Raw genomic sequence first — 19,780 nt, 5'->3', positions numbered from 1 at the left:
CGTTTTCTGTTCCATGAAAATGGAGGAAAACGTCTTTTTTGTCATAGGACAGCCGGCTTATAAGTGATCCAGGATCAGAGAGAGTCCGGAGACCATCAGAAGGACAGTCACTGACAGCCTGGCTGTCCGCTCCGGCAGCCGTCTGTGGAAAAAGATCCCGATAAAGAGTCCCAGGACCATAAAGGGAGCCAGACAGAGGGCTGTTTTTGCAGCCTCCAGGGTCAGGATCCCTGTGGATCCATAGAGGAACAGGCGGAAGGTGTTTTCTGCCAGAAAAACCATACAGTTGTTGGCCCGGAACTGGCTCTGGTCTCCGGCGGTACGGCTCACATAGGCCACAAGAAGGGCGCTGACGCCAAAAAGCCCGCAGAGGATACCGGAGAGGAGTCCTATGATCACCAGAAGAGCCGGGGACGCGCTTTTTTCAGAGCCGGGGGTTCCGGATCCAGAGGCTTTCCGCTCCCTTAAAAACATTTCCAGACCTAAGAATACCACCACAAAGCCGAAAAGGATCTTAATGGTCCTGGCATCTCCGGTCTTCAGAAGGAACACCCCTGGTATGGAGCCAGCGATCACCAGGAGGCTCAGAGGGATCCAGATCTTTGGCCGGATCCCCTTCCATTCCGTCCAGGCGATCCACAGATTGGAGGGATAGCCCAACAGAAGATCCACTGGAGAAATATTCACATTGTCAGTGAAAAATCCTGCCAGGGTGCCGAAGACCAGGGTGTTGGCAAAGCCGCACATGCCTTTTACCATATAGGCCGCCGTGACGGCCAGAAAAACAGGGATGGTCAGCATGGCCTAGCTGTGCTTCTCGTCACAGTACTGGCAGCGGTAGACTTCCTTTTCTTTATCAGCCAGATAGAAGATATGGGGAAGCTCCTGCTCCACGGATGTGATGCACCGGGGATTCTTGCAGTGGATCACGTTGACAAGACGGTCGGGAAGGCTTAAGCAGCGCTTTTCCACGATCCGCTCGTCCCGGATGATGTTGACGGTGATGGTGTGGTCGATATAGCCCAATACATCCAGGTCCAGGGAATCCAGGGGTCCCTCGATCTTTATGATGTCTTTTCTCCCCATCTTGCTGCTCCGGGCGTTTTTGATGATGGCCACGGTGCAGTCCATTTTTCCCAGTCCCAGATATTTATAGATCTCCATGCTCTTTCCGGCCTGGATGTGATCTAAAACAACGCCTTCTTTGATGCCGCTGATATTTAACATGGTTTTTCCACCTCCAGTAAAGTCATGATCAGAGCCATACGTACATAAACGCCGTACTGGGCCTGCTTAAAATAGGCGGCTCTGGGATCGTCGTCCACCTCCACGGAGATCTCGTTGACCCTGGGAAGGGGGTGGAGTACGAACATATCGGGTTTTGCCAGCTTCATTTTTTCCTGGTCAAGGATATAGCAGTCCTTCATGCGGATGTAATCCTCTTCGTTGAAGAAACGCTCTCTCTGGACTCTGGTCATGTACAGGATATCTAACTCCTCCATAGCGTCATCCAGGTTGGTGGTCTCACGGTAGGGGATGTGGTTGGCGTCCAGGACGTTTTCCTTGATGTAATCGGGCACCTTAAGCTCCGGCGGAGAGATCAGTACGAAACGGATCCCCGGGTAGCGTACCAGGGCGTGGATCAGGGAGTGGACCGTACGGCCAAATTTCAGATCGCCGCAGAGGCCCACAGTCATGTCCCCCAGGCGTCCCTTTAAGCTTTTAATGGTCAGAAGGTCGGTCAGGGTCTGGGTGGGATGCTGGTGGCCGCCGTCTCCGGCATTGATCACAGGGATGGAAGATTTGGAGGCCGCCACGTATGCGGATCCCTCTTTGGGGTGGCGCATGGCGCAGATGTCAGCGTAGCAGGAGATCACGCGGATCGTATCGGAAACACTCTCGCCTTTGGCCGCAGAGCTGGAATCAGCCGAAGAAACGCCGAGGACGCTGCCGCCCAGGCTCAGCATGGCGGATTCAAAGCTCAGCCGTGTTCTGGTGCTGGGCTCAAAAAAAAGAGTCGCCAGCTTTTTGCCGTCACATACGTGGGCATATTTGGAGCGATTCTTTTCGATGTCAGATGCCAGGGATAATAACTGATCAGTCTCTTCGACGGAAAGATCCAGAGGACTCAGTAAATGTCTCATGAAATATTCTCCTTTCATTGATCCCGGGCCGGAAAGCTGCCGGCGGACAAGGCCGCGCCGGGTCCTTGGCATTCTGGCCCTGGTACCCTCATTATAACGGATAGCCAGGGGAAATTCTACATTTTTTTCAAAAATATGTTATAATATCCTCAAATGAAAATTTAAGTGGATGGAGAGACCAATGAGAAAAACCATGGAGCAGATCGTAATAGAAGGCCAGGCTGCCAGATGCGGGAGCCTGGAGGAGCTGTATCTTTTATGGCAGATGATGCAGCAGATGGAGGAGGAGCCCTTTGGGAGCACGTGCTATGAGGAGATCGACCCCAGGAGCTTTCATATAGACGGCGCTGTGTCCCCGGAGCATTACGATGGGACTCTTTTCATACTGAAGGAGACCAGCATGAAAAAGCAGATCAGAAAGGGCCAGACCATGCCGGTGGTCTCCGATGTCCGGAGAGACCTGCGGACAGGCAGGAGCCCGTCGGGGGAAGTGGAGTACCTGCCTTATCTGAGGGGGATGAAAAGGATCCTGGACGGAGGATCCGCGTCCGGCGATAAAGCCCCTCTTTTGAAAACGGCGGTGATCTACGTGAATAAGAGGGGAGGAAAGGGCGCAGCCGATGATATCAGCATGGATTACGGATTTTATTATTCGGAATTTCTGAAGCGGCAGATCCAGCTCCTGGAGCCCAGGACCATCATCTGCTGCGGCGAGGACATTTTCCGCCTGGTGGCCATGGAGGTGTTCCAGAATAAAAAAACGAAGAAGAACCAGGAGACCTATATGAAATGGAAGGACGTGGTGGCTGGCGATATCCTGCCGGCAGACCGCCGGTTTAAGCCTGTAAAGGATCTGGCCCAGGCCGATATACAGGTGATCCGCATGTGGAACCCGGCGTACCGGGTCAACAACGGCCAGTACGTATCCCTGGAGGAATACCTGCGGGAATTCCAGAGACGCACGGAGGGCGCAAAAATTTGTAAGAATTGTTAAGCAATTCTCTATATCCAATGGGACATGGTTTTTATATAATGATAATAGGCATATAGAAAGAAATATAAGGAGAGGGATGCGCGTGGAAGCGGAGAAAAAGCGGGAAGTGGTGATCCGGGTACGGGATCTCTATAAGGTATACCGCATGGGCGATACGAAGGTCTATGCGTTAAACGGTGTGGATCTGGATATCCGCCGGGGAGAATTCTGTGCCATTACAGGCCCCTCGGGTTCTGGAAAATCCACACTGCTGAACATGCTGGCCGGTCTGGAGCACCCTTCTAAGGGAGAGATCGTCATTGCCGGAAAGCACATAGAAAAGCTGAACGAGAAGCAGCTTGTGACGTTCCGGCGGGAGCGGGTGGGTTTTATCTTCCAGTCCTATAACCTGATCGCCACCATGGACGCAGTGGAGAATGTGGCCCTTCCCCTGTCCTTCCGAGGAATGGGAAAGGCCAAGCGGGCCAAGCGGGCCAAGGAATATCTGAAGCTGGTGGGCCTGGAAAGATTTATGACCCATATGCCCAACCAGATGTCCGGCGGCCAGCAGCAGCGGGTGGGCATCGCCAGAGCCCTGGCGGTGGATCCCCAGATCATTTTTGCAGACGAGCCCACAGGGAACCTGGATTCCAAAACCACCATGGAGGTCTTAAAGCTGATGCAGACCATTGTGCGGGAACGGAACCAGACTCTGGTGATGGTGACCCATGACAACAATCTGGCCACCTATGCGGACAGGATCATCAAGATCATTGACGGAAAGATCGTCAGCATTGAAGAAAACCATAAAGAAGCGGACCTGGAAGCGGCCCGGGAGGAAGGGGCCCAGAAAAATAAGGACTGTAAGGAGGCGGCCCGGGAGGAAACGCCCCAGAAGAAAATGACAGAGGAAAAAGAAAGCGGGGAAAATCTATGAGAGAGCGGTTAAAGCGGATATTTATTTTATTTATGGCAGCGGCGGTGCTTCTGGGGGCGGCGCCCTCCACAGCCTTTACAGCCCTGGCAGACGAGAAGGAGACGGAGAACGAGGATCTGGAGATCCCCAAGGTCTTCCATAAGGATGACGATAATGAGGTGGTGCGCATCGTGATCGGGAAAACTCCCTCCATCACCATCGGAAAATCTTCCACTATCTCCATTGCCGTAAAAAATACCACCGATACAGACTGGCTGGAGAGTGAGATCTGGATCGCGCCGGAGGCCGATTACCAGGGATATTACGACGAGATCGAGGACGAGGACGGCGAGATCATCAAGACCATGAACGCCACCTACCCCTTTGAGATCACCGACAGCCTGAATAAGCACTATAAGATCGGCCACATCAACGCAGGGGCTAAAAAGACCGTAAACCTGCGGGTCAATGTAAAAAAGAACCTGAAGGAAGGCTATTATCCTGTAAAGCTGTATATTTCCAAGCGTTCCAGAGGCGAGGACGGTATGTCGGGCGAGTTCCAGAAGACCGTCATGGTATGGGCAGAGACAAAGGAGGCGTCTTCCACCTCTGAATCCGACGAGTCCAGCACCGAGCCCATCGGCTTTGCCCTGGGAGAGAACCAGTCCACACCCCAGGCAAACTACAATGAGGTCATGAATTTTAATATGAACCTCAGGAACACAGGCTACAAGACCGCCTATGACGTGCGGGTGGAAATGGAGCTTTCCGAGGATATCACCAAGTTCCCCTTTGAGATCAACGATGGAAACTATGACCGCTGGATGAACAATATAAACCCGGACCAGACCGTGGAGGTGCCGTACAGCATGGCCATCCGGGAGGAGGCAAAGAGCGGCTATTATCCCATTAAATTTAAGATCCGGTACAGGGAAGAGGAAAACGGGGCGTTCTTAACGCCGGTGGAGGATACCTTTTATGTGCGGGTCATCGGAAAGGACGAGGAGGACGAGCTTTCTGACGACGCCGGAGAAAACGAAAGGACTAAGGCCCGTATCATCGTGGACAGCTTTGAGACGGATCCGGCCAGGATCCTGGCGGGCCAGGATTTTACGCTGAAGGTGAAGATGAAAAACGCATCCAGCGACATTACGGCCTCCAATATCCTTTTCACCTTTGAACCGGAGGCAGTGGAAAACAGCCCTGTGTTCACCACGGCCAACGGCTCCAACTCTGTGGTGGTCAACAGCCTGGCTCCCGGAGCGTCGGAAGTGCTGACCATGAAATTCACCTCCAGCCCCAGCGCCGAGCAGCGGGCCTATAACATCACCATTACAGAGCAGTACGACAGCCCGGAGTTTAAAAATGCCAAGGAGACGGTGAAGATCGCCGTGGCCTTAAAGCAGGAGGCCAGGCTCAATACGGGAACCATCGAGGTCATGCCCGATTCTATCGAGGTGGGGACCGAGACCAACATCATGTTCCCCATCAACAACACGGGAAAGGTGACCCTTTATAACGTGACCGCCATTTTTGAGGCGGATTCCATCCAGCGGGCGGAGAGCTATGTGGGCAATATAAAGCCCGGAGAGAGCGGCAACGTGGATGTCATGGTCGCCGGAGCTGCCCCGACCATGGACGAAGGGAAGATCCGCCTTACCATTACATACGAGGACGAAAACGGCGTGGTGACGCCGGTGGAAAAGGAGGTCCAGCTCTTTGTGACAGAGCCGGTGATCATGGACGATCCGTCCATGGACGTGGGAAATATGGACATCCCGGAGCCGGAGCCCACGAAAATGGAGCTTCTTAAAAAATATGCCGTTCCCCTGGGAGCCGCAGCCGCCGTCCTTCTGATACTGGTCGTTGTTCTTATCAAGCGGAAAAAGAAGAAAGCGGGAATGGACGATGAAATTCTCTGATCTGCTCCGGATGAGCATTAACAATCTGAGACGAAGAAAGCTGAGGACCGGTCTTACGGTCCTTGGCGTCGTTATCGGAACTGCCTCCATCGTGGTCATGGTCTCCCTGGGCATCGGCCTTAAGGAGATCACGGTGGAGCAGTACGAGTCCTCGGGAAGCCTTACAAAGATCCAGGTGTACCGGAATTATGGCATGGGCGGCTCGGAAAACGAGGAGGACGGCTTTATTACCGATAAGACCATCGAAAGCTTTAAAGCGATCCCCCATGTGAAGGCCGTCTCCCCGGTGCTCTCCACCTATGTGCAGATGCGCCAGGGCGCGTACGAAGGCTCCTCCAGGATCGAGGGCTTAAGCCGCGAGGCCCTGGAGGAGATCGAGCTGGGGGAGGGACGGCTTCCGGATCCGTCCTCCGGCACCATGGAGCTGGTGGTGGGTCCCATGGTCGCCCAGAACTTCTGGGAGGCCAAAACAGGCAGGGGCTTCTGGGAGACGGGAGAGCAGCCGGCGGTGGATCTTTACGGAAAGCCGTTTTTTACCATGTTCCAGAGTTCCGGAGCCGAGGAAAGCGGCAAGCAGAAAAAATATGTGTTTCCTGTCAGCGGACTTGTAAAAAGTGATACTGACGAAAACGGAAATCCGATGTATAATGAATACAGCTATGGCATATACACGGACGTGGAGATCCTGAAGACCCAGTTAAAGCGTATCTATAAAAAGAACCCGATCCCCGGGCAGCCCGTCAATAAAAAGGGAAAGCCCTATAACTATTACGTTTATGACAACGCGTATGTCTATGTGGACGATATGAACAACGTCATGGAGGTGCAGGCGGCTGTAACGGATATGGGATATGAGGCCCACAGCAGCATGCAGTGGCTGGAGCAGGCCCAGGAGCAGATGGATATGATCCAGGCGGTGCTGGGAGGCATCGGAGCCGTATCCCTTTTTGTGGCGGCCATCGGTATCGCCAATACCATGATGATGTCCATCTACGAAAGGACCAGGGAGATCGGCGTTCTGAAGGTGCTGGGGTGCGCCCTGGGAGACATCCGCAGCATGTTCCTCATTGAAGCCGGATTCATCGGGCTCATGGGCGGAGCGGCCGGGCTTTTGTTAAGCTACGGCGTTTCCAGCCTGATCAATAAATTTCTCGGTTCCGGGCTCATGGGCATGGGCGGAGGCGGCGGGGATATTTCCCGCATCCCCATGTGGCTTTCGGCGGCGGCTGTGGGCTTTGCCATTGTCATCGGTATGCTGGCAGGACTGTTCCCGGCCTTAAGGGCCATGAAGCTGAGCCCTCTGGCAGCCATCAGAAACGAATAGGCAGGAAAAGGAGGCATCTATGGAGAATTTTATTTATTCCATCCCCACCACCATTTATTTTGGGAAGGGGCAGATCGAACATGTGTCCCAGGCAGTGCGTCCCTACGGGAAGAAGGCGCTGATCGTCTATGGCGGGGGAAGCGTGAAAAAGAACGGTATTTTTGACCGTGTGACAGAGATCCTTGAGCATGAAGGCATTGCATGGGAAGAACTGGGGGGCGTGGAGCCCAATCCCAGGATCGAAACAGTGAGAAAGGGCGCAGAGTTCTGCAAGGCTGGAAATATCGAAGTCGTTCTCCCCATCGGCGGCGGCTCCACCATCGACTGTGCCAAGATCATTGCCGCCGGTGCCCTTTATGACGGCGACGCCTGGGACCTGGTACTGGACGGGAAGAAGATCCAGGCAGCCCTTCCTATCGTTGCGGTCCTTACCCTGGCGGCCACCGGCTCGGAAATGGACACGGCGGCCGTGATCTCCGATATGGCCTCCAACAATAAGCTGGGAACCAAGAGCGAGCATATCCGTCCAAAGGCGGCCATTATGGACCCCTCCTACACAGAGACCGTCAACGCCTGGCATACAGCCGCGGGCACGGCGGATATCATGTCCCATATCCTGGAATCGTATTTCTCCAATGCCGAGGGATATATGCAGGACCGCATGGCCGAGGGGCTCCTTAAGACCTGTATCCAGTTCGGGATCCGGGCGGTGGAGCATCCCGATGATTATGAGGCCCGGGCCAATCTCATGTGGGCTGGAAGCTGGGCCATTAACGATTTTCTGAAGCTGGGAAAGCTGGTTCCCTGGTCGGTCCACCCCATGGAGCATGAGCTGTCGGCGTATTACGATATCACCCATGGAGCTGGTCTGGCGATCCTGACGCCCCACTGGATGCGCCATGTATTAAACACCAGGACGGTGGAAAAGTTCCGTACCTACGGCGTCAACGTCTGGGACGTGCCGGCGGATCTGCCGTCTATGGAGGCGGCAGAGCTGGCCATCAAACGGACGGCCGATTATTTTAAGGCCCTGGGGCTTCCGTCAAGGCTGTCCGAGGTGGGGATCGACGAAAAATATCTGGAGATCATGGCAGAAAAGTCCGCATCCCGCATGAAGGGAACGTATGTGGAGCTGACGAAGGATGAGATCCTCCAGATCTTTAAGGAAGCCATGTAGGCGGAAGGGAGAAACCATATGAACGTACTGGATCATGAAAAGCTGCATCAGAAATATTTTGAGGAACTCTCCAGGATCCCCAGGGCTTCCTTTAAGGAGGAACGGGTATCAGACTACCTGGAGGACTTTGCCAGGACCAGAGGCCTGGACTATAAAAGAGATACCATCGGCAATGTGGTGATCTATAAGCCGGCGTCTGCGGGCTATGAGGACCACGGCGCGGTGATCCTCCAGGCACATACAGACATGGTCTGCGAAAAGAATGCGGACTGCACCCATGATTTTGACCGGGATCCCATTGATCTTTACATTGAAAACGGGATCTTAAAGGCCAGAGGCACGACCCTGGGAGCCGACGACGGCATGGGCTGCGCCTACATGCTGGCGCTTCTGGATATGGATACTCCCCACCCGGCCCTGGAATGTGCCTTTACAGTCCAGGAGGAGGTAGGCTTAAACGGGGCCTTTGCGTTAAAGCCGGAGTATTTTACGGCGAAAAAATATGTGAACCTGGATTTCGGCGGACGCGGAAAGGGAACGTGCACCACCAGCGCCGGAGGCGAGATGGTGGGCCTTAAAAAGCCTGTGGAATATGAGGACTGTGCCCTTCCGGCCTACCGTCTGTTCATCACAGGCTTAAAGGGAGGCCATTCCGGAAGCTGCATCATCCTGGAGCTGGGCAATTCCTTAAAGATTTGCGGACGGATCTTAAAGGAGATCTCCGGAAGCTCGGATCTTCGGATCGTAAGCCTGGACGGCGGCTTAAAGAACAACGCCATTCCCAGGGAATGCGAGGCTGTGTTTGCCAGCGGAGCGCCCAGGGAGCAGATCGAAAGGGCCATGGAGTCCATAACGGCTGAGATCCGGAATGAGCTGAAATTCCAGGAGTCGGAGCTTTCAGTGACACTGGAGACGGCTGCCTGCACCAGGGCCATGAGCGAAGAGACCAGCGCAGACCTGGTGGATCTTATGTACCTCCTGCCCACGGGACTCCGCCACAGGAGCCTTCAGATCGAGAACCTTCCGGTGGCGTCAGAAAACCTGGCGTCTGTACGGTGTAAGGAGGATTATGTGGAGTTCCAGTATTCCCTCCGGGCAGAAAAAATGTCCTGGCGGGACCAGATGGAAAAGGAACTGTGCATCCTGGCCGGTATCTACGATATGACCGTGGACGTATACAGCAAGTTCCCGTCCTGGGAATTCAATCCGGATTCAGCCCTCAGAAATACGCTTTTAAAGGCATATAAAGAGGTGAAGGGGACGGAGATGGAGCTTCTGGCCACCCACGGCGGCCTGGAGTGCGGAGTGTTCTGCGACATGATCCCGGGCCTTGATGTGGTGACCCTGGGAGCCGAGACCGACGGCGCCCATACGCCCCAGGAGCAGATGAACCTGAAGTCCTTTGACCAGACCTTTGAGGTTCTGAAGAACCTCCTGGAACGCTTATAAACGGTCATGGGAACGACTCTTCTGCCGGGAAACATTCCTTATATGGAAAATAAAAATATGTAAAAGCACCTGGAAAGCCGCCTGAGCATAAGATAGATTAATAATGCTCTAAGGTGGCTTTCTTTGAAGACGTTTTTGCAGCCATTAACAGCCAGGGAAGAAAGAGAGTACCTCCGGCAGTACAAAGAGGGTGACCGGGAGGCAAGGAACGTGCTGATCAGCCGGAACATGCGTCTGGTGGCCCATGTCATAAAAAAATACCAGAACTCCGGCTATGAGACCGAGGATCTTCTGTCTGTGGGGACCATCGGCCTCATCAAGGCGGTGGATTCCTATAATATGGAGAAGGGCTCGAGACTGGCCACCTACGCGGCCAGGTGTGTAGAGAATGAGGTCCTGATGCTTTTCAGGGCCGGGAAAAAATTTTCCAAAGAGGTCTCTATTTATGACCCCATCGGTACCGACAAGGACGGCGAGACCGTGAGCCTCATGGATATTCTGGAGATGGAAGGGAAGGAGGCAGTGGAGCAGGTCATCCTGAAGGAGGATGTGAGAAAGCTTTACGAGGCCTATGAACAGAATCTGAAAGATACCGAAAAGACCGTGATCCGTCTGAGATACGGCCTTTTCGGCTCTAAGGAGCACACCCAGAGGGAGATCGCCGGGCAGCTGGGGATCTCCAGGTCCTACGTCTCAAGGCTCGAGAAAAGGGCGGTGGAGAAACTGCGCGAGGAATTCCAAAGGGATGGGTATACGGCGTAGGGAAGACCTACTCTGCGGTAAACAGAGCGAGCTTTTCCTCCAGAAGTTTGGAGAGGTCTTCCTGGAGTGAAATCTGGTCGGCCTGAAGTGCGATGACCTGCTCCAGTGCACTTTTTGTGGCTTCTGTGTCTTTTGCTGCCGCACTTTCCTTTCCAGAGGCTCTGAGCGCAATCACGGCTTCTCTTTTCTCTGTAAGCGAGACTCTCTGAGCCTGGATCAGCTGGGACATTTCCTTTAATTCAGCGTTTATCTCGTCGGTCAGAGCGCCAGACTGCTTTAATTCCTTCTGGGCTTCCTTTACTTTTGTGGACAGCTCGCGGTTTGAAATCATGAGATTCTTAAGGACATCACAATTTTCCTTCATGGAATCGCGGTAAGGCGCCAATTCCTGGCGGGATACAGAAACTGTTTTGGTGGTTTCGGCAGGTGTTTCTGCGGCCAGGGCTGAGAAGGAGAGGCCAAGGCACATTGCGGCGGCCAATGTCAGTGTACGTAAATTCTTCATCTGTTTCATAATAATATCTCCTTTCACGGTGGGTTGATTTTTGTTTCCCATCGGATGGTGTAATCATACTTCATAAAAGGGGGTCATTTCGAGGGGAGAACTGCGGCAGAATTGCGGCAGTTCTTTTCAAAGTGTGCTGAGCATGGCACTAATCTTGCTGGATAAATTATTTCAGAATCGGAATGATGAAGCGGTTCATGGAAGAATTTAAGGTTGCTAATTCCAGACTTGGATGGTACAGAAGAAGTGGAATGAACGTAATGAATTTCATTATCAGCAAAGATTTACTTGAAAATAGGATAAGAGATGGAGCTGGTCTGTTCAATCCTTTATCCTATTACTTAGTTAAAGTTAGAATATAAGTTGTAGAGCCGTATACGAGACCCGTATGTACGGTTCAATGGGAGGGGCGAGAAAACTTATTCTCCCTCTACCCTATTTATTTGGATGGTGGTATGATATAAAGATAAACAGGCATAATGGGAGGATAAATATGTCACAGATGATCTATCTTGCAGATGATGAGAAAAATATCCGGGATCTGATGGAAGCGGCTCTTACAGAAGAGGGGTTTTCTGTTAAAACGTTCCCGGACGGGAAAACGCTGCTGGATGTATGCGGGGAAAAAATGCCGGATCTGGTGATCCTGGATGTGATGATGCCCGGAACAGATGGATTCAGCGCATGCTCGGTGCTTCGGAGAGAGGCTCCGGATCTCCCTATTCTTATTGTTTCCGCGAAAGATAGTCCCTATGACCGTGTTACAGGTCTGAATCTGGGCAGTGATGATTATCTGGTTAAACCATTTCTGCCGCTGGAGCTGGTGGCCAGGATCCGCGCGATACTGAGAAGAAGTCATGGAAGCAGACCGGCCAGGGAAGAGAAGGGACAGAGGCTGGTTTTTGGAGGCCTTTCGGTCACGCCAGGGCTGAGGATCGCTGAGCTGGATGGAGCGGAATTTCCGCTTACTCCTACAGAATTTGATTTTTTGGTATACCTATTAGAAAATCGAGAACGGGCTGTGAGCCGGGAAGAGCTGCTGAAGGTTTTATGGCAGGTGGAATGGCAGACAGACCCAAGGGCGGTGGATGATCTTGTAAAAAGATTGAGAAGAAAGCTCCGGCAGAGGCAGGGGTCAATACGGATAGAAACGGTATGGGGGTATGGTTTCCGCCTTTCATCTGCAGAGGAATAGAAATGAGAAAAAGAAAGATAAAACATAGCAGGACAATTCTGGAAGGAATCTTGATCCCGGCAGCGGTCATGATGATATGTCTCCCCCTTGTATTTTTTCTGGTTTTCCGATATACGGCTAAGGAATACGCCTATCAGGAAGCTGGGAAGGAACTGGAGAATTTGAAAAAAAACGTGATGCCCCTGGTAAAAAACAGGCTTTATGGAAACTCAAACGAGGAAATAGACATCCGGGTGCAGGAATTTTTAAAGGCAGTGAGCCCATTGGTGAGGAAAATGGGAGGAAGTGCCAGGATGTTGATCCTTGAACCTGGTTTAAATGTAGTGTACCCGAAGCATGAAGAGGAGAGAGAAGAGGTCAGAGAGCTTGCCCAGGAGTGTAAGGCATTCATTTCCGCAGGAAGCTGGGAAGGAACGGAAGAATTACTGACAAAAGCAGGGGATACGTTTCTTGTAAACGTATATGAGCTTCCCAAAGAGATTCCAAGGATCCGATATCTGGTGTTTTTCTGCCAGACCTCTGGAATCAGCCGCTGGGTCAACGGGGCGGGAAGACTGGTAATGGCGATCTCTCTGGGCCTGTCTCTGTTTGTGGTGGTGGGAATCTGGATTGCGGTGAAGAATGTTACGAAACAGCTGGATCATCTTTGTAAAGGGGCGGAGATGATCGGAAAAGGAGAATTCTGCCGGATTGGCAGTGCGTTTGAACTGACAGAGCTGGAATGGCTTCGTGTTTCAATGAACCGGATGGCTATTGAACTGGAGAAGGCGGACCGGGTCCAGAGAGAATTTTTTCAGAATGTGTCCCATGAATTGAGAAATCCGCTGATGTCCATCAGCGGCTATGCCCAGGGGATTGAACAGGGCTTCTTGAAGGAACCGGGATCCGCCGCCCATATTATTTTGGAAGAGAGCAGACGACTTACGGAGCTTGTCAATCGTCTTTTGACTTTGTCACGGATGGAAAATGGAGAAAAAACTGCCTCCCCAGAACTTTTATATGTGGATGAAGCGGTGGAAGACTGTCTGGATCGAGTGAATGGACTGGCGATGGACAAGGGGGTCACACTGCGGCTATTCTCGTTTGATCATGAAATGAGGGTATGGGCAGATGAGGAACTTCTGGCAACAATCATGGATAATCTTCTGACCAATGCGATCCGCTATGCAAGGAAAAATGTAGGGGTGGAGGTACAGAAGGGGGGCGGAGCAGTACGGATCCGGGTTGCAGATGACGGAGAAGGGATTTCTCCAGAAGATTTTCCGCATATTTTCGAAAGATGCTATAAAGGAAAAGGCGGAATTTTCGGGATCGGTCTGGCAATCGCGCGTACTGCGGCCAGAAGCATGAGCGGAGAACTTATGGCTGAAAACCGGGCTGTCGGAGGAGCGGTATTCACCTGCGTACTTCCAGCGGAGGAAGGAAGGGCAGCCATGGAGCCAGAAAGGGAGGATGGCATTTTGAAAGGAGGAGAAAAGGAATGAATCAACGGGAATTTTACCTTCCGTCCAGCGATGGACACTCCAGGCTCCATTGTATGGAATGGCTGCCGGACGGGGAGATCCTGGGAGCCGTACAGATCGTCCACGGGATGATGGAGCATACGGGGCGCTACCGGGAAACGGCAGAATGGCTGGCAGACCGGGGGATCGCCGTCTATGGCCACGACCATCTGGGCCATGGAAGAACTGCGGCGGAAAAAGAGGATCTGGGATACTTTGGAGACAGGGATGGGGAGCTTTCACTGGTGAAGGACGTGCGCAGGCTGACGCTTTATGGAAAAAGGAGATACAGAGGAAAGCGGCTGTTCCTTCTGGGCCACAGCATGGGCTCATTTATGGTGAGGCGGACCCTGACCGTCTATGAGGACGGGCCCGACGGCGTGATCCTCATGGGGACGGGCTCCCAGCCGGAGGGAATGGTATTTGCCGGATGGTGTCTGGCGTCTCTGGTGAGCGCCATAAGGGGGAGCCGCAGCCGGAGCCGTCTGCTCCACGAGCTGTCCCTGGGAAATTATAACCGGAAATTCTGGCCGGTACAGACGGACCACGACTGGCTTACCAGGGATATGGAAAAGGCCAGGAGCTTTGAAGCAGATCCGTACTGCCAGTTCCTTTTTACTGCCGGGGCCTACCGGGATTTTTTCCGGGTGATCCTCATGGACCAGCGGGCAGAACAGCTGGGAAGGATGCGGACGGACATGCCCCTTCTTCTGCTTTCCGGGGACCGGGATCCGGTGGGAGAAAACGAAAGAGGCGTCAGAAAGGTGTATAAGCGGTTTTCAGACGCAGGCTGCCGGGATATTACCCTGGGCTTTTATAAGGACGCCCGCCATGAGCTGTTCAATGAGACCAACCGGGAGGAGGTACGGGAGGATCTTCTTTCCTGGATTCTGGGGCATCTGGAGGAACAGAATAGTTAAAACCGGGCCCGGGGCTGTAGCCGCCCCGGGTTAAAATAAGGCTTGAAATTCCAGCCGGCATCCGGTATAGTAGGAATAAGACAAAAGCTTTCTAAGATGATTTCAAATAAACTCTTTATTCATTTCAAAAGCGATCAGAGAATTTCCATGAAGACCAGAGGACAAAAATATGGAGCATGCCGCAAAGCTGCGGCGTATTTCGGAAAGAAGGGAAGATAAGACTTGTTTGGAAAAGTGAATAGTATTTATCTCCAGGGCATGTGGGGGACCCAGGTGTCTGTGGAGGCAGATGTGAGCGGAGGCCTTCCCGGCTGGTCCTTTGTGGGATACCTGGCCTCTGAGGTGCGGGAGGCCCAGGACCGGGTCCGGACGGCCATCCGGAACCTGGGAGTGGAGCTGCCGCCCAGAAAGGTGACCATCAACCTTTCCCCTGCGGATCTGAGAAAGGAGGGAACGGGCTTTGATCTTGCCATTGCGGCGGCGATCCTGACGGCCTACGGGATCATCCCGTCCCCGGAGGAAACGTGGCTGTTTTTGGGGGAGCTGGGGCTGGACGGCCGGATCAAGGGGATCCCGGGAGCCCTTACCCTTACGGTCCGGGCCCGGGAGCTGGGGTTTACGCGGCTGTTCCTGCCAGAAGAGAATCTGGAGGAGGCGTCCATGATCCAGGGGATCGGCCTGGTGGGAGCTGGGGATCTTAAGAGCCTTATGGAGCTCCTTAAGGGAGCGGGTCCCATAAAGGAGTATGAGCGCCGGGAAAGGCCGGGAACAGACCCGGGACAGGAGAAATACGCCGGGGATTTTTCAGAGGTTAATGGGCAGAAGGTTTTGCGGCGGGCGGCTGAGGTGGCGGTGGCCGGGATGCACAATCTCCTGATGATCGGCCCGGCGGGATCTGGAAAGACCATGGTGGCCCGGAGGCTTGCGACGATCCTTCCGGCAATGACCCAGGAGGAACGGATCGAAATTTCAAAAATATACAGTGTCTGCAACCTTCTTAGCGGGGAGGAGCCTCTGATCCGGAGACGGCCCTTCCGGGCGCCCCATCATACGGTATCGGCCCAGGCCCTGACCGGCGGGGGGAGCCGGCCAAAGCCCGGGGAGATATCTCTGGCCACCGGAGGGATCCTGTTTCTGGACGAGCTTCCGGAAATGAGCCGGGGGCCCTGGAGGCCCTGAGACAGCCTCTGGAGGAGCGCCAGGTCACCATCTCCCGGGTTTACGGAACGTGCAGCTATCCGGCTGATTTCCAGCTTGTGGCGGCCATGAATCCATGCAGGTGCGGACACTATCCGGACCTGTCCAGATGCACCTGTACCGCAGGGGAGGTGAGCCGGTATCTGGGAAAGATCTCCGGGCCGCTCCTGGACCGGATGGATATCTGCGTGGAGGCCCAGGCAGTGACCTATGAGGAGATGGAGGGGAAGGCGGAAAATGAGAGCTCGGCATCCATCCGCGCCAGGGTAGAGGCGGCCCGGGCCATCCAGAGAGAGCGTTTCAAGGGGCTTTCCATCCGGTGCAACGGGGAGATGGGAGGAGGACAGATCCGCCGGTTCTGCCCACTTAATAAGGAAGAAAGTGAATTCATGGAGCATATTTTTTTCAGCCTGGGAATTTCCATCCGGATGTACGGGAAGATCCTGAAGGTGGCCCGGACGGCGGCGGATCTGGACGGCCGGGAGCAGATCCTCACAAAGGATCTCAGCGAGGCCGTATCCTATGTGCGGATCCGGCAGCGGTACTGGAAAAACGGTTAGGGGGAGGATCATGACAGAAAAAGAATACCTTTATCTGCTCCTTCACGCAGCCGGGACCGGAGCAGTCACAGCCCAAAGGCTGTATGAACATTTTGGCAGCTATGAGCACATATGGAAGGCGGAAAAAAGGGAGCTGGAGCGGTCGGGGCTTTTAAGCCATGGAAGACTTTCCGGGCTTCTGGAAGCCCGGCTGCGGGAAGAAGAGCTCCGGGAGGACTTTGCAGCCCTGGAAAAAAGAGGGCTCCGGTTTATTGCCTGGTGGGAGGAGGGATACCCCGGACGGCTCCTTCCCTTCAGGGACCGTCCGGCAGGGCTGTTCGTCCGGGGAACCCTTCCGGCAAAGGACCGGTTTACGGCGGCCATCGTAGGGGCCAGAAGCTGCACGGAGCTGGGCCGTCAGACCGCAGAGCGGCTGGCCTTCCGTCTGGCGGAGGCTGGCGTCCAGGTGATCAGCGGCCTGGCCCTGGGCATCGACGGAGCGGCCCATAAGGGCGCGCTGGAGGCGGGAGGGAAGACCTTTGCGGTCCTGGGCTGCGGAGCCGACCGGTGCTATCCCCGGGAGAATTACGGGTTGTTTAAAAAAATGGAGCTCCAGGGAGGCGTCCTGTCGGAATTTGTGCCTGGGACCAGCCCCCTTCCCATGAATTTTCCCATGAGGAACCGGATCATCAGCGGCCTTTCGGACGCAGTCATCCTGGTGGAGGCCAGGGAAAAAAGCGGCTCCCTGATCACTGCCGACCTGGCTCTGGAGCAGGGGAAAGAGGTATTTGCCGTCCCGGGGCGGATCACAGATCCCCTAAGCCGCGGCTGCAACCGGCTGATCCAGAACGGAGCCGCCGTCTGCCTGGGACCGGAGGATGTGCTGGAAGCCTTTGGGATAAAATTTGAAAAAAAGACAAGGGCTGATAAAAAAACAGAAAAGAGGCTTGCAAAGAATGAAAATATGGTGTATAGTTTCTTAGATTCGCGGTCCGGAACCCTGGAAGAGATCATGGATGCGTGCGGCTTATCCGTCACGGAAACAATGGAATGTTTGCTGAAACTGGAATTGATGGGAATGGTCCAGGGGAACGGGGATCAATATTATTGCAGAAAGTTGTGAGGTTGGTATGGCCAGTAATCTTGTGATCGTAGAGTCTCCTGCAAAGGTGAAAACTATTAAGAAATTTTTAGGATCCAGCTATGAGGTGGACGCGTCCGGCGGTCATGTACGGGATTTTCCCAAAAGCCAGTTCGGCATTGATGTGAACAACGATTTTGAACCGAAATATATTACGATCCGTGGAAAGGGCGAGGTCCTTGCCAGGCTGAGAAAGGAAGTCAAGAAGGCCGATAAGATCTATCTGGCAACGGACCCGGACCGGGAGGGGGAAGCCATCTCCTGGCATCTGTTAAAGGCGCTGAAGCTGGATGAGGTGAAGGATAAAAAGGTATATCGGATCAGCTTCAATGAGATCACGAAAAACGCGGTGAAAACATCCTTAAAGGAGCCCAGAGCCATCGATATGAATCTGGTGGACGCCCAGCAGGCCAGGCGTATGCTGGACCGTATGGTGGGATACAGCATCAGCCCGATCCTCTGGGAAAAGGTAAAAAGGGGATTAAGCGCCGGCCGTGTCCAGTCGGTGGCCCTGCGGATGATCTGCGATCGGGAGGACGAGATCGCGGCCTTTATCCCCGAGGAGTACTGGAGCCTGGAGGCGGGACTTAAGGCTCCGGGAGCCAGGAAGCCCATGACTGCCAGGTTCCACCACGACCAGAACGGAAGGACCGAGATCCGGAGCCGTGCTGAAATGGAGGAGATCCGGAGCTTTCTGGAGGGAAAGAAATTCCTGGTGGAGGAGATCAAAAACGGAGAGAGGACCAAAAAGCCCCCGATCCCATTTACCACCAGCACCATGCAGCAGGAGGCCTCCAAGGCCCTGAATTTCTCCACTCAGAAGACCATGCGGGTCGCCCAGCAGTTATATGAGGGCGTGGACGTGAAGGGCCATGGCACCATCGGTCTTATCACCTATCTGAGGACCGACTCCACCCGCGTGGCCGAGGAGGCAGACAAGACGGCCAGAGCCTTCATTGAAGAGCAGTACGGCAGCCAGTACGTTTCCCAGCGGGAGAGCGAGAAAAAGGCATCGGGAAAGATCCAGGATGCCCATGAGGCCATCCGTCCTACCAATATTGCCCTGACCCCGACGCAGGTGAAGGAGTCCCTGTCCAGGGACCAGTTCCGCTTATACCAGCTGATCTGGAAGCGGTTTGCCGCCAGCCGCATGGCAGCAGCCGTTTATGAGACCACATCCGTAAAGATCGGTGCAGAAGGAGTCCAGTTCACCATGACGGCCTCCAGGGTGAAGTTTGACGGCTTTATGTCAGTCTATATGGAGGCTGACGATAAGGAAGAAAAGAACCAGCTTCTGGCAAAGCTGGAAAAGGGCCAGGAGCTGGAGCTGGTAAGCCTGGAGGACGCACAGCACTTTACCCAGCCGCCGGCCCATTATACGGAGGCCTCCCTGGTAAAGGCTCTGGAGGAGCAGGGCATCGGACGTCCCAGTACCTATGCTCCCACCATCACCACGATCCTGTCGAGACGGTACATCACCAAAGAAAATAAGAATCTCTATGTGACGGAGCTGGGCGAGGTGGTAAACCGGATCATGAAGCAGTGCTTCCCCAGCATTGTGGACCTTACCTTCACAGCGAACCTGGAATTCCTCCTGGACAGCGTGGGGGAGGGAAATACCAGCTGGAAGACTGTTGTAAGAAACTTTTATCCGGATCTCTGCGAAGCAGTTGAGGAAGCAAAGGAGACCCTGGAAACCGTTCATATTGCCGACGAGGAGTCCGATGAGCTGTGTGAACTCTGTGGAAGGCGCATGGTCATCAAATATGGCCCCCACGGGAAGTTCCTGGCCTGTCCCGGCTTCCCTGAATGCCGCAACACGAAGCCGTATTTTGAAAAAACGGGAACCCCCTGTCCCAAATGCGGAAAAGAAGTGGTCATCAAAAAGACGAAAAAGGGAAGAAAATTTTACGGCTGCGAGGGCAATCCGGAGTGCGATTTTATCTCCTGGCAGAAGCCGTCCAGAGAGAAGTGTCCGGAATGCGGAAGCTATATGGTTGAAAAGGGAAATAAGCTGGCATGCTCCAATGAACAGTGCGGTTTTGTGAAAAATAGACAAGACTCATAGGGGGAAATGTGACACCTTTATGAAATAAAGGATAAATATTTCTTAA

General features: G+C 53.8%; 18 protein-coding genes and 1 pseudogene. 15 read left to right on the top strand and 4 right to left on the bottom strand.

Annotated features, from left to right (window positions below):
• Window positions 1-57: 57 nt before the first annotated feature.
• The 3 genes from ACI6NM_RS03755 to pyrB are packed head-to-tail and all read right to left on the bottom strand — an operon-like array spanning window position 58 to window position 2,144.
• Complete coding sequence (locus tag ACI6NM_RS03755) at window positions 58-801, bottom strand: sulfite exporter TauE/SafE family protein (protein ID WP_262426894.1); 744 nt, start codon at window positions 799-801, stop codon at window positions 58-60.
• Between the two features lie 3 nt (window positions 802-804).
• A complete protein-coding gene (locus ACI6NM_RS03750; RefSeq protein ID WP_022274031.1) occupies window positions 805-1,227 on the bottom strand; it encodes an aspartate carbamoyltransferase regulatory subunit in 423 nt (140 codons plus the stop codon).
• Entirely contained in the window at window positions 1,221-2,144 is a 924-nt protein-coding gene (pyrB, locus tag ACI6NM_RS03745; protein WP_262426893.1) for an aspartate carbamoyltransferase, read from the bottom strand. Before pyrB ends, ACI6NM_RS03750 begins: the two co-directional genes overlap by 7 nt.
• A gap of 181 nt (window positions 2,145-2,325) precedes the next feature.
• Here pyrB and ACI6NM_RS03740 point away from each other — a divergent pair, with 181 nt between their 5' ends.
• From ACI6NM_RS03740 to sigK, 7 genes are all read left to right on the top strand, one after another.
• Window positions 2,326-3,138 (top strand): hypothetical protein, encoded by an 813-nt coding sequence (locus tag ACI6NM_RS03740; protein ID WP_262426892.1) that lies wholly within the window; start codon window positions 2,326-2,328, stop codon window positions 3,136-3,138.
• A gap of 145 nt (window positions 3,139-3,283) precedes the next feature.
• Window positions 3,284-4,054: an ABC transporter ATP-binding protein gene (locus ACI6NM_RS03735; protein WP_262426911.1), complete on the top strand. Its 771-nt coding sequence runs from the start codon at window positions 3,284-3,286 to the stop codon at window positions 4,052-4,054.
• Entirely contained in the window at window positions 4,051-5,955 is a 1,905-nt protein-coding gene (locus ACI6NM_RS03730) for a COG1361 S-layer family protein (protein ID WP_158357509.1), read from the top strand. The genes ACI6NM_RS03735 and ACI6NM_RS03730 overlap by 4 nt, the downstream gene beginning before the upstream one ends.
• Window positions 5,942-7,279, top strand: coding sequence for an ABC transporter permease (locus ACI6NM_RS03725; RefSeq protein WP_262426891.1), 1,338 nt, complete (start codon window positions 5,942-5,944; stop codon window positions 7,277-7,279). The genes ACI6NM_RS03730 and ACI6NM_RS03725 overlap by 14 nt, the downstream gene beginning before the upstream one ends.
• 19 nt (window positions 7,280-7,298) lie before the next feature.
• The gene (locus tag ACI6NM_RS03720) at window positions 7,299-8,456 is read left to right on the top strand and encodes an iron-containing alcohol dehydrogenase (RefSeq protein ID WP_262426890.1); all 1,158 of its coding nucleotides are present in this window, start codon (window positions 7,299-7,301) and stop codon (window positions 8,454-8,456) included.
• 18 nt (window positions 8,457-8,474) lie between these two features.
• Window positions 8,475-9,905, top strand: coding sequence for a beta-Ala-His dipeptidase (gene pepD, locus ACI6NM_RS03715; RefSeq protein ID WP_262426889.1), 1,431 nt, complete (start codon window positions 8,475-8,477; stop codon window positions 9,903-9,905).
• Window positions 9,906-10,028: 123 nt separating this feature from the next.
• Window positions 10,029-10,667, top strand: a complete 639-nt coding sequence (gene sigK, locus ACI6NM_RS03710) for an RNA polymerase sporulation sigma factor SigK (RefSeq protein ID WP_022274039.1) — start codon at window positions 10,029-10,031, stop codon at window positions 10,665-10,667.
• Window positions 10,668-10,674: 7 nt separating this feature from the next.
• Here sigK and ACI6NM_RS03705 read toward each other — a convergent pair whose 3' ends face one another.
• A complete protein-coding gene (locus tag ACI6NM_RS03705; RefSeq protein WP_262426888.1) occupies window positions 10,675-11,181 on the bottom strand; it encodes a hypothetical protein in 507 nt (168 codons plus the stop codon).
• A 188-nt stretch (window positions 11,182-11,369) separates the two neighbouring features.
• Here ACI6NM_RS03705 and ACI6NM_RS03700 point away from each other — a divergent pair, with 188 nt between their 5' ends.
• The 8 genes and pseudogenes from ACI6NM_RS03700 (at window position 11,370) to topA (ending at window position 19,734) form a co-directional block, all read left to right on the top strand.
• Window positions 11,370-11,534 carry a hypothetical protein gene (locus ACI6NM_RS03700; RefSeq protein ID WP_262426887.1) on the top strand — a complete coding sequence of 55 codons (165 nt, stop codon included), beginning with the start codon at window positions 11,370-11,372 and terminating at the stop codon, window positions 11,532-11,534.
• Between the two features lie 131 nt (window positions 11,535-11,665).
• The gene (locus tag ACI6NM_RS03695) at window positions 11,666-12,367 is read left to right on the top strand and encodes a response regulator transcription factor (RefSeq protein ID WP_262426886.1); all 702 of its coding nucleotides are present in this window, start codon (window positions 11,666-11,668) and stop codon (window positions 12,365-12,367) included.
• Between the two features lie 161 nt (window positions 12,368-12,528).
• Complete coding sequence (locus ACI6NM_RS03690; protein WP_438501025.1) at window positions 12,529-13,851, top strand: ATP-binding protein; 1,323 nt, start codon at window positions 12,529-12,531, stop codon at window positions 13,849-13,851.
• A complete protein-coding gene (locus ACI6NM_RS03685) occupies window positions 13,848-14,789 on the top strand; it encodes an alpha/beta fold hydrolase (RefSeq protein WP_262426884.1) in 942 nt (313 codons plus the stop codon). The genes ACI6NM_RS03690 and ACI6NM_RS03685 overlap by 4 nt, the downstream gene beginning before the upstream one ends.
• A 258-nt stretch (window positions 14,790-15,047) precedes the next feature.
• Window positions 15,048-16,144 (top strand): annotated as a pseudogene (locus ACI6NM_RS03680) (YifB family Mg chelatase-like AAA ATPase); the annotation flags it as partial.
• Window positions 16,145-16,162: 18 nt separating this feature from the next.
• Window positions 16,163-16,546: a magnesium chelatase subunit ChlI family protein gene (locus ACI6NM_RS03675; RefSeq protein WP_438501091.1), complete on the top strand. Its 384-nt coding sequence runs from the start codon at window positions 16,163-16,165 to the stop codon at window positions 16,544-16,546.
• A 10-nt stretch (window positions 16,547-16,556) separates the two neighbouring features.
• On the top strand, window positions 16,557-17,648 hold the full coding sequence (dprA, locus tag ACI6NM_RS03670; RefSeq protein ID WP_262426882.1) for a DNA-processing protein DprA: 1,092 nt from the start codon (window positions 16,557-16,559) through the stop codon (window positions 17,646-17,648).
• Window positions 17,649-17,655: 7 nt separating this feature from the next.
• A complete protein-coding gene (gene topA / locus ACI6NM_RS03665) occupies window positions 17,656-19,734 on the top strand; it encodes a type I DNA topoisomerase (RefSeq protein ID WP_262426881.1) in 2,079 nt (692 codons plus the stop codon).
• Window positions 19,735-19,780: the final 46 nt, after the last annotated feature.

The sequence above is a fragment of the Pilosibacter sp. YYHA0881 genome (genome assembly GCF_051602715.1).
Classification (GTDB): domain Bacteria; phylum Bacillota; class Clostridia; order Lachnospirales; family Lachnospiraceae; genus Alitiscatomonas; species Alitiscatomonas aceti.
This window is presented reverse-complemented; position numbering and strand designations above follow the sequence as displayed.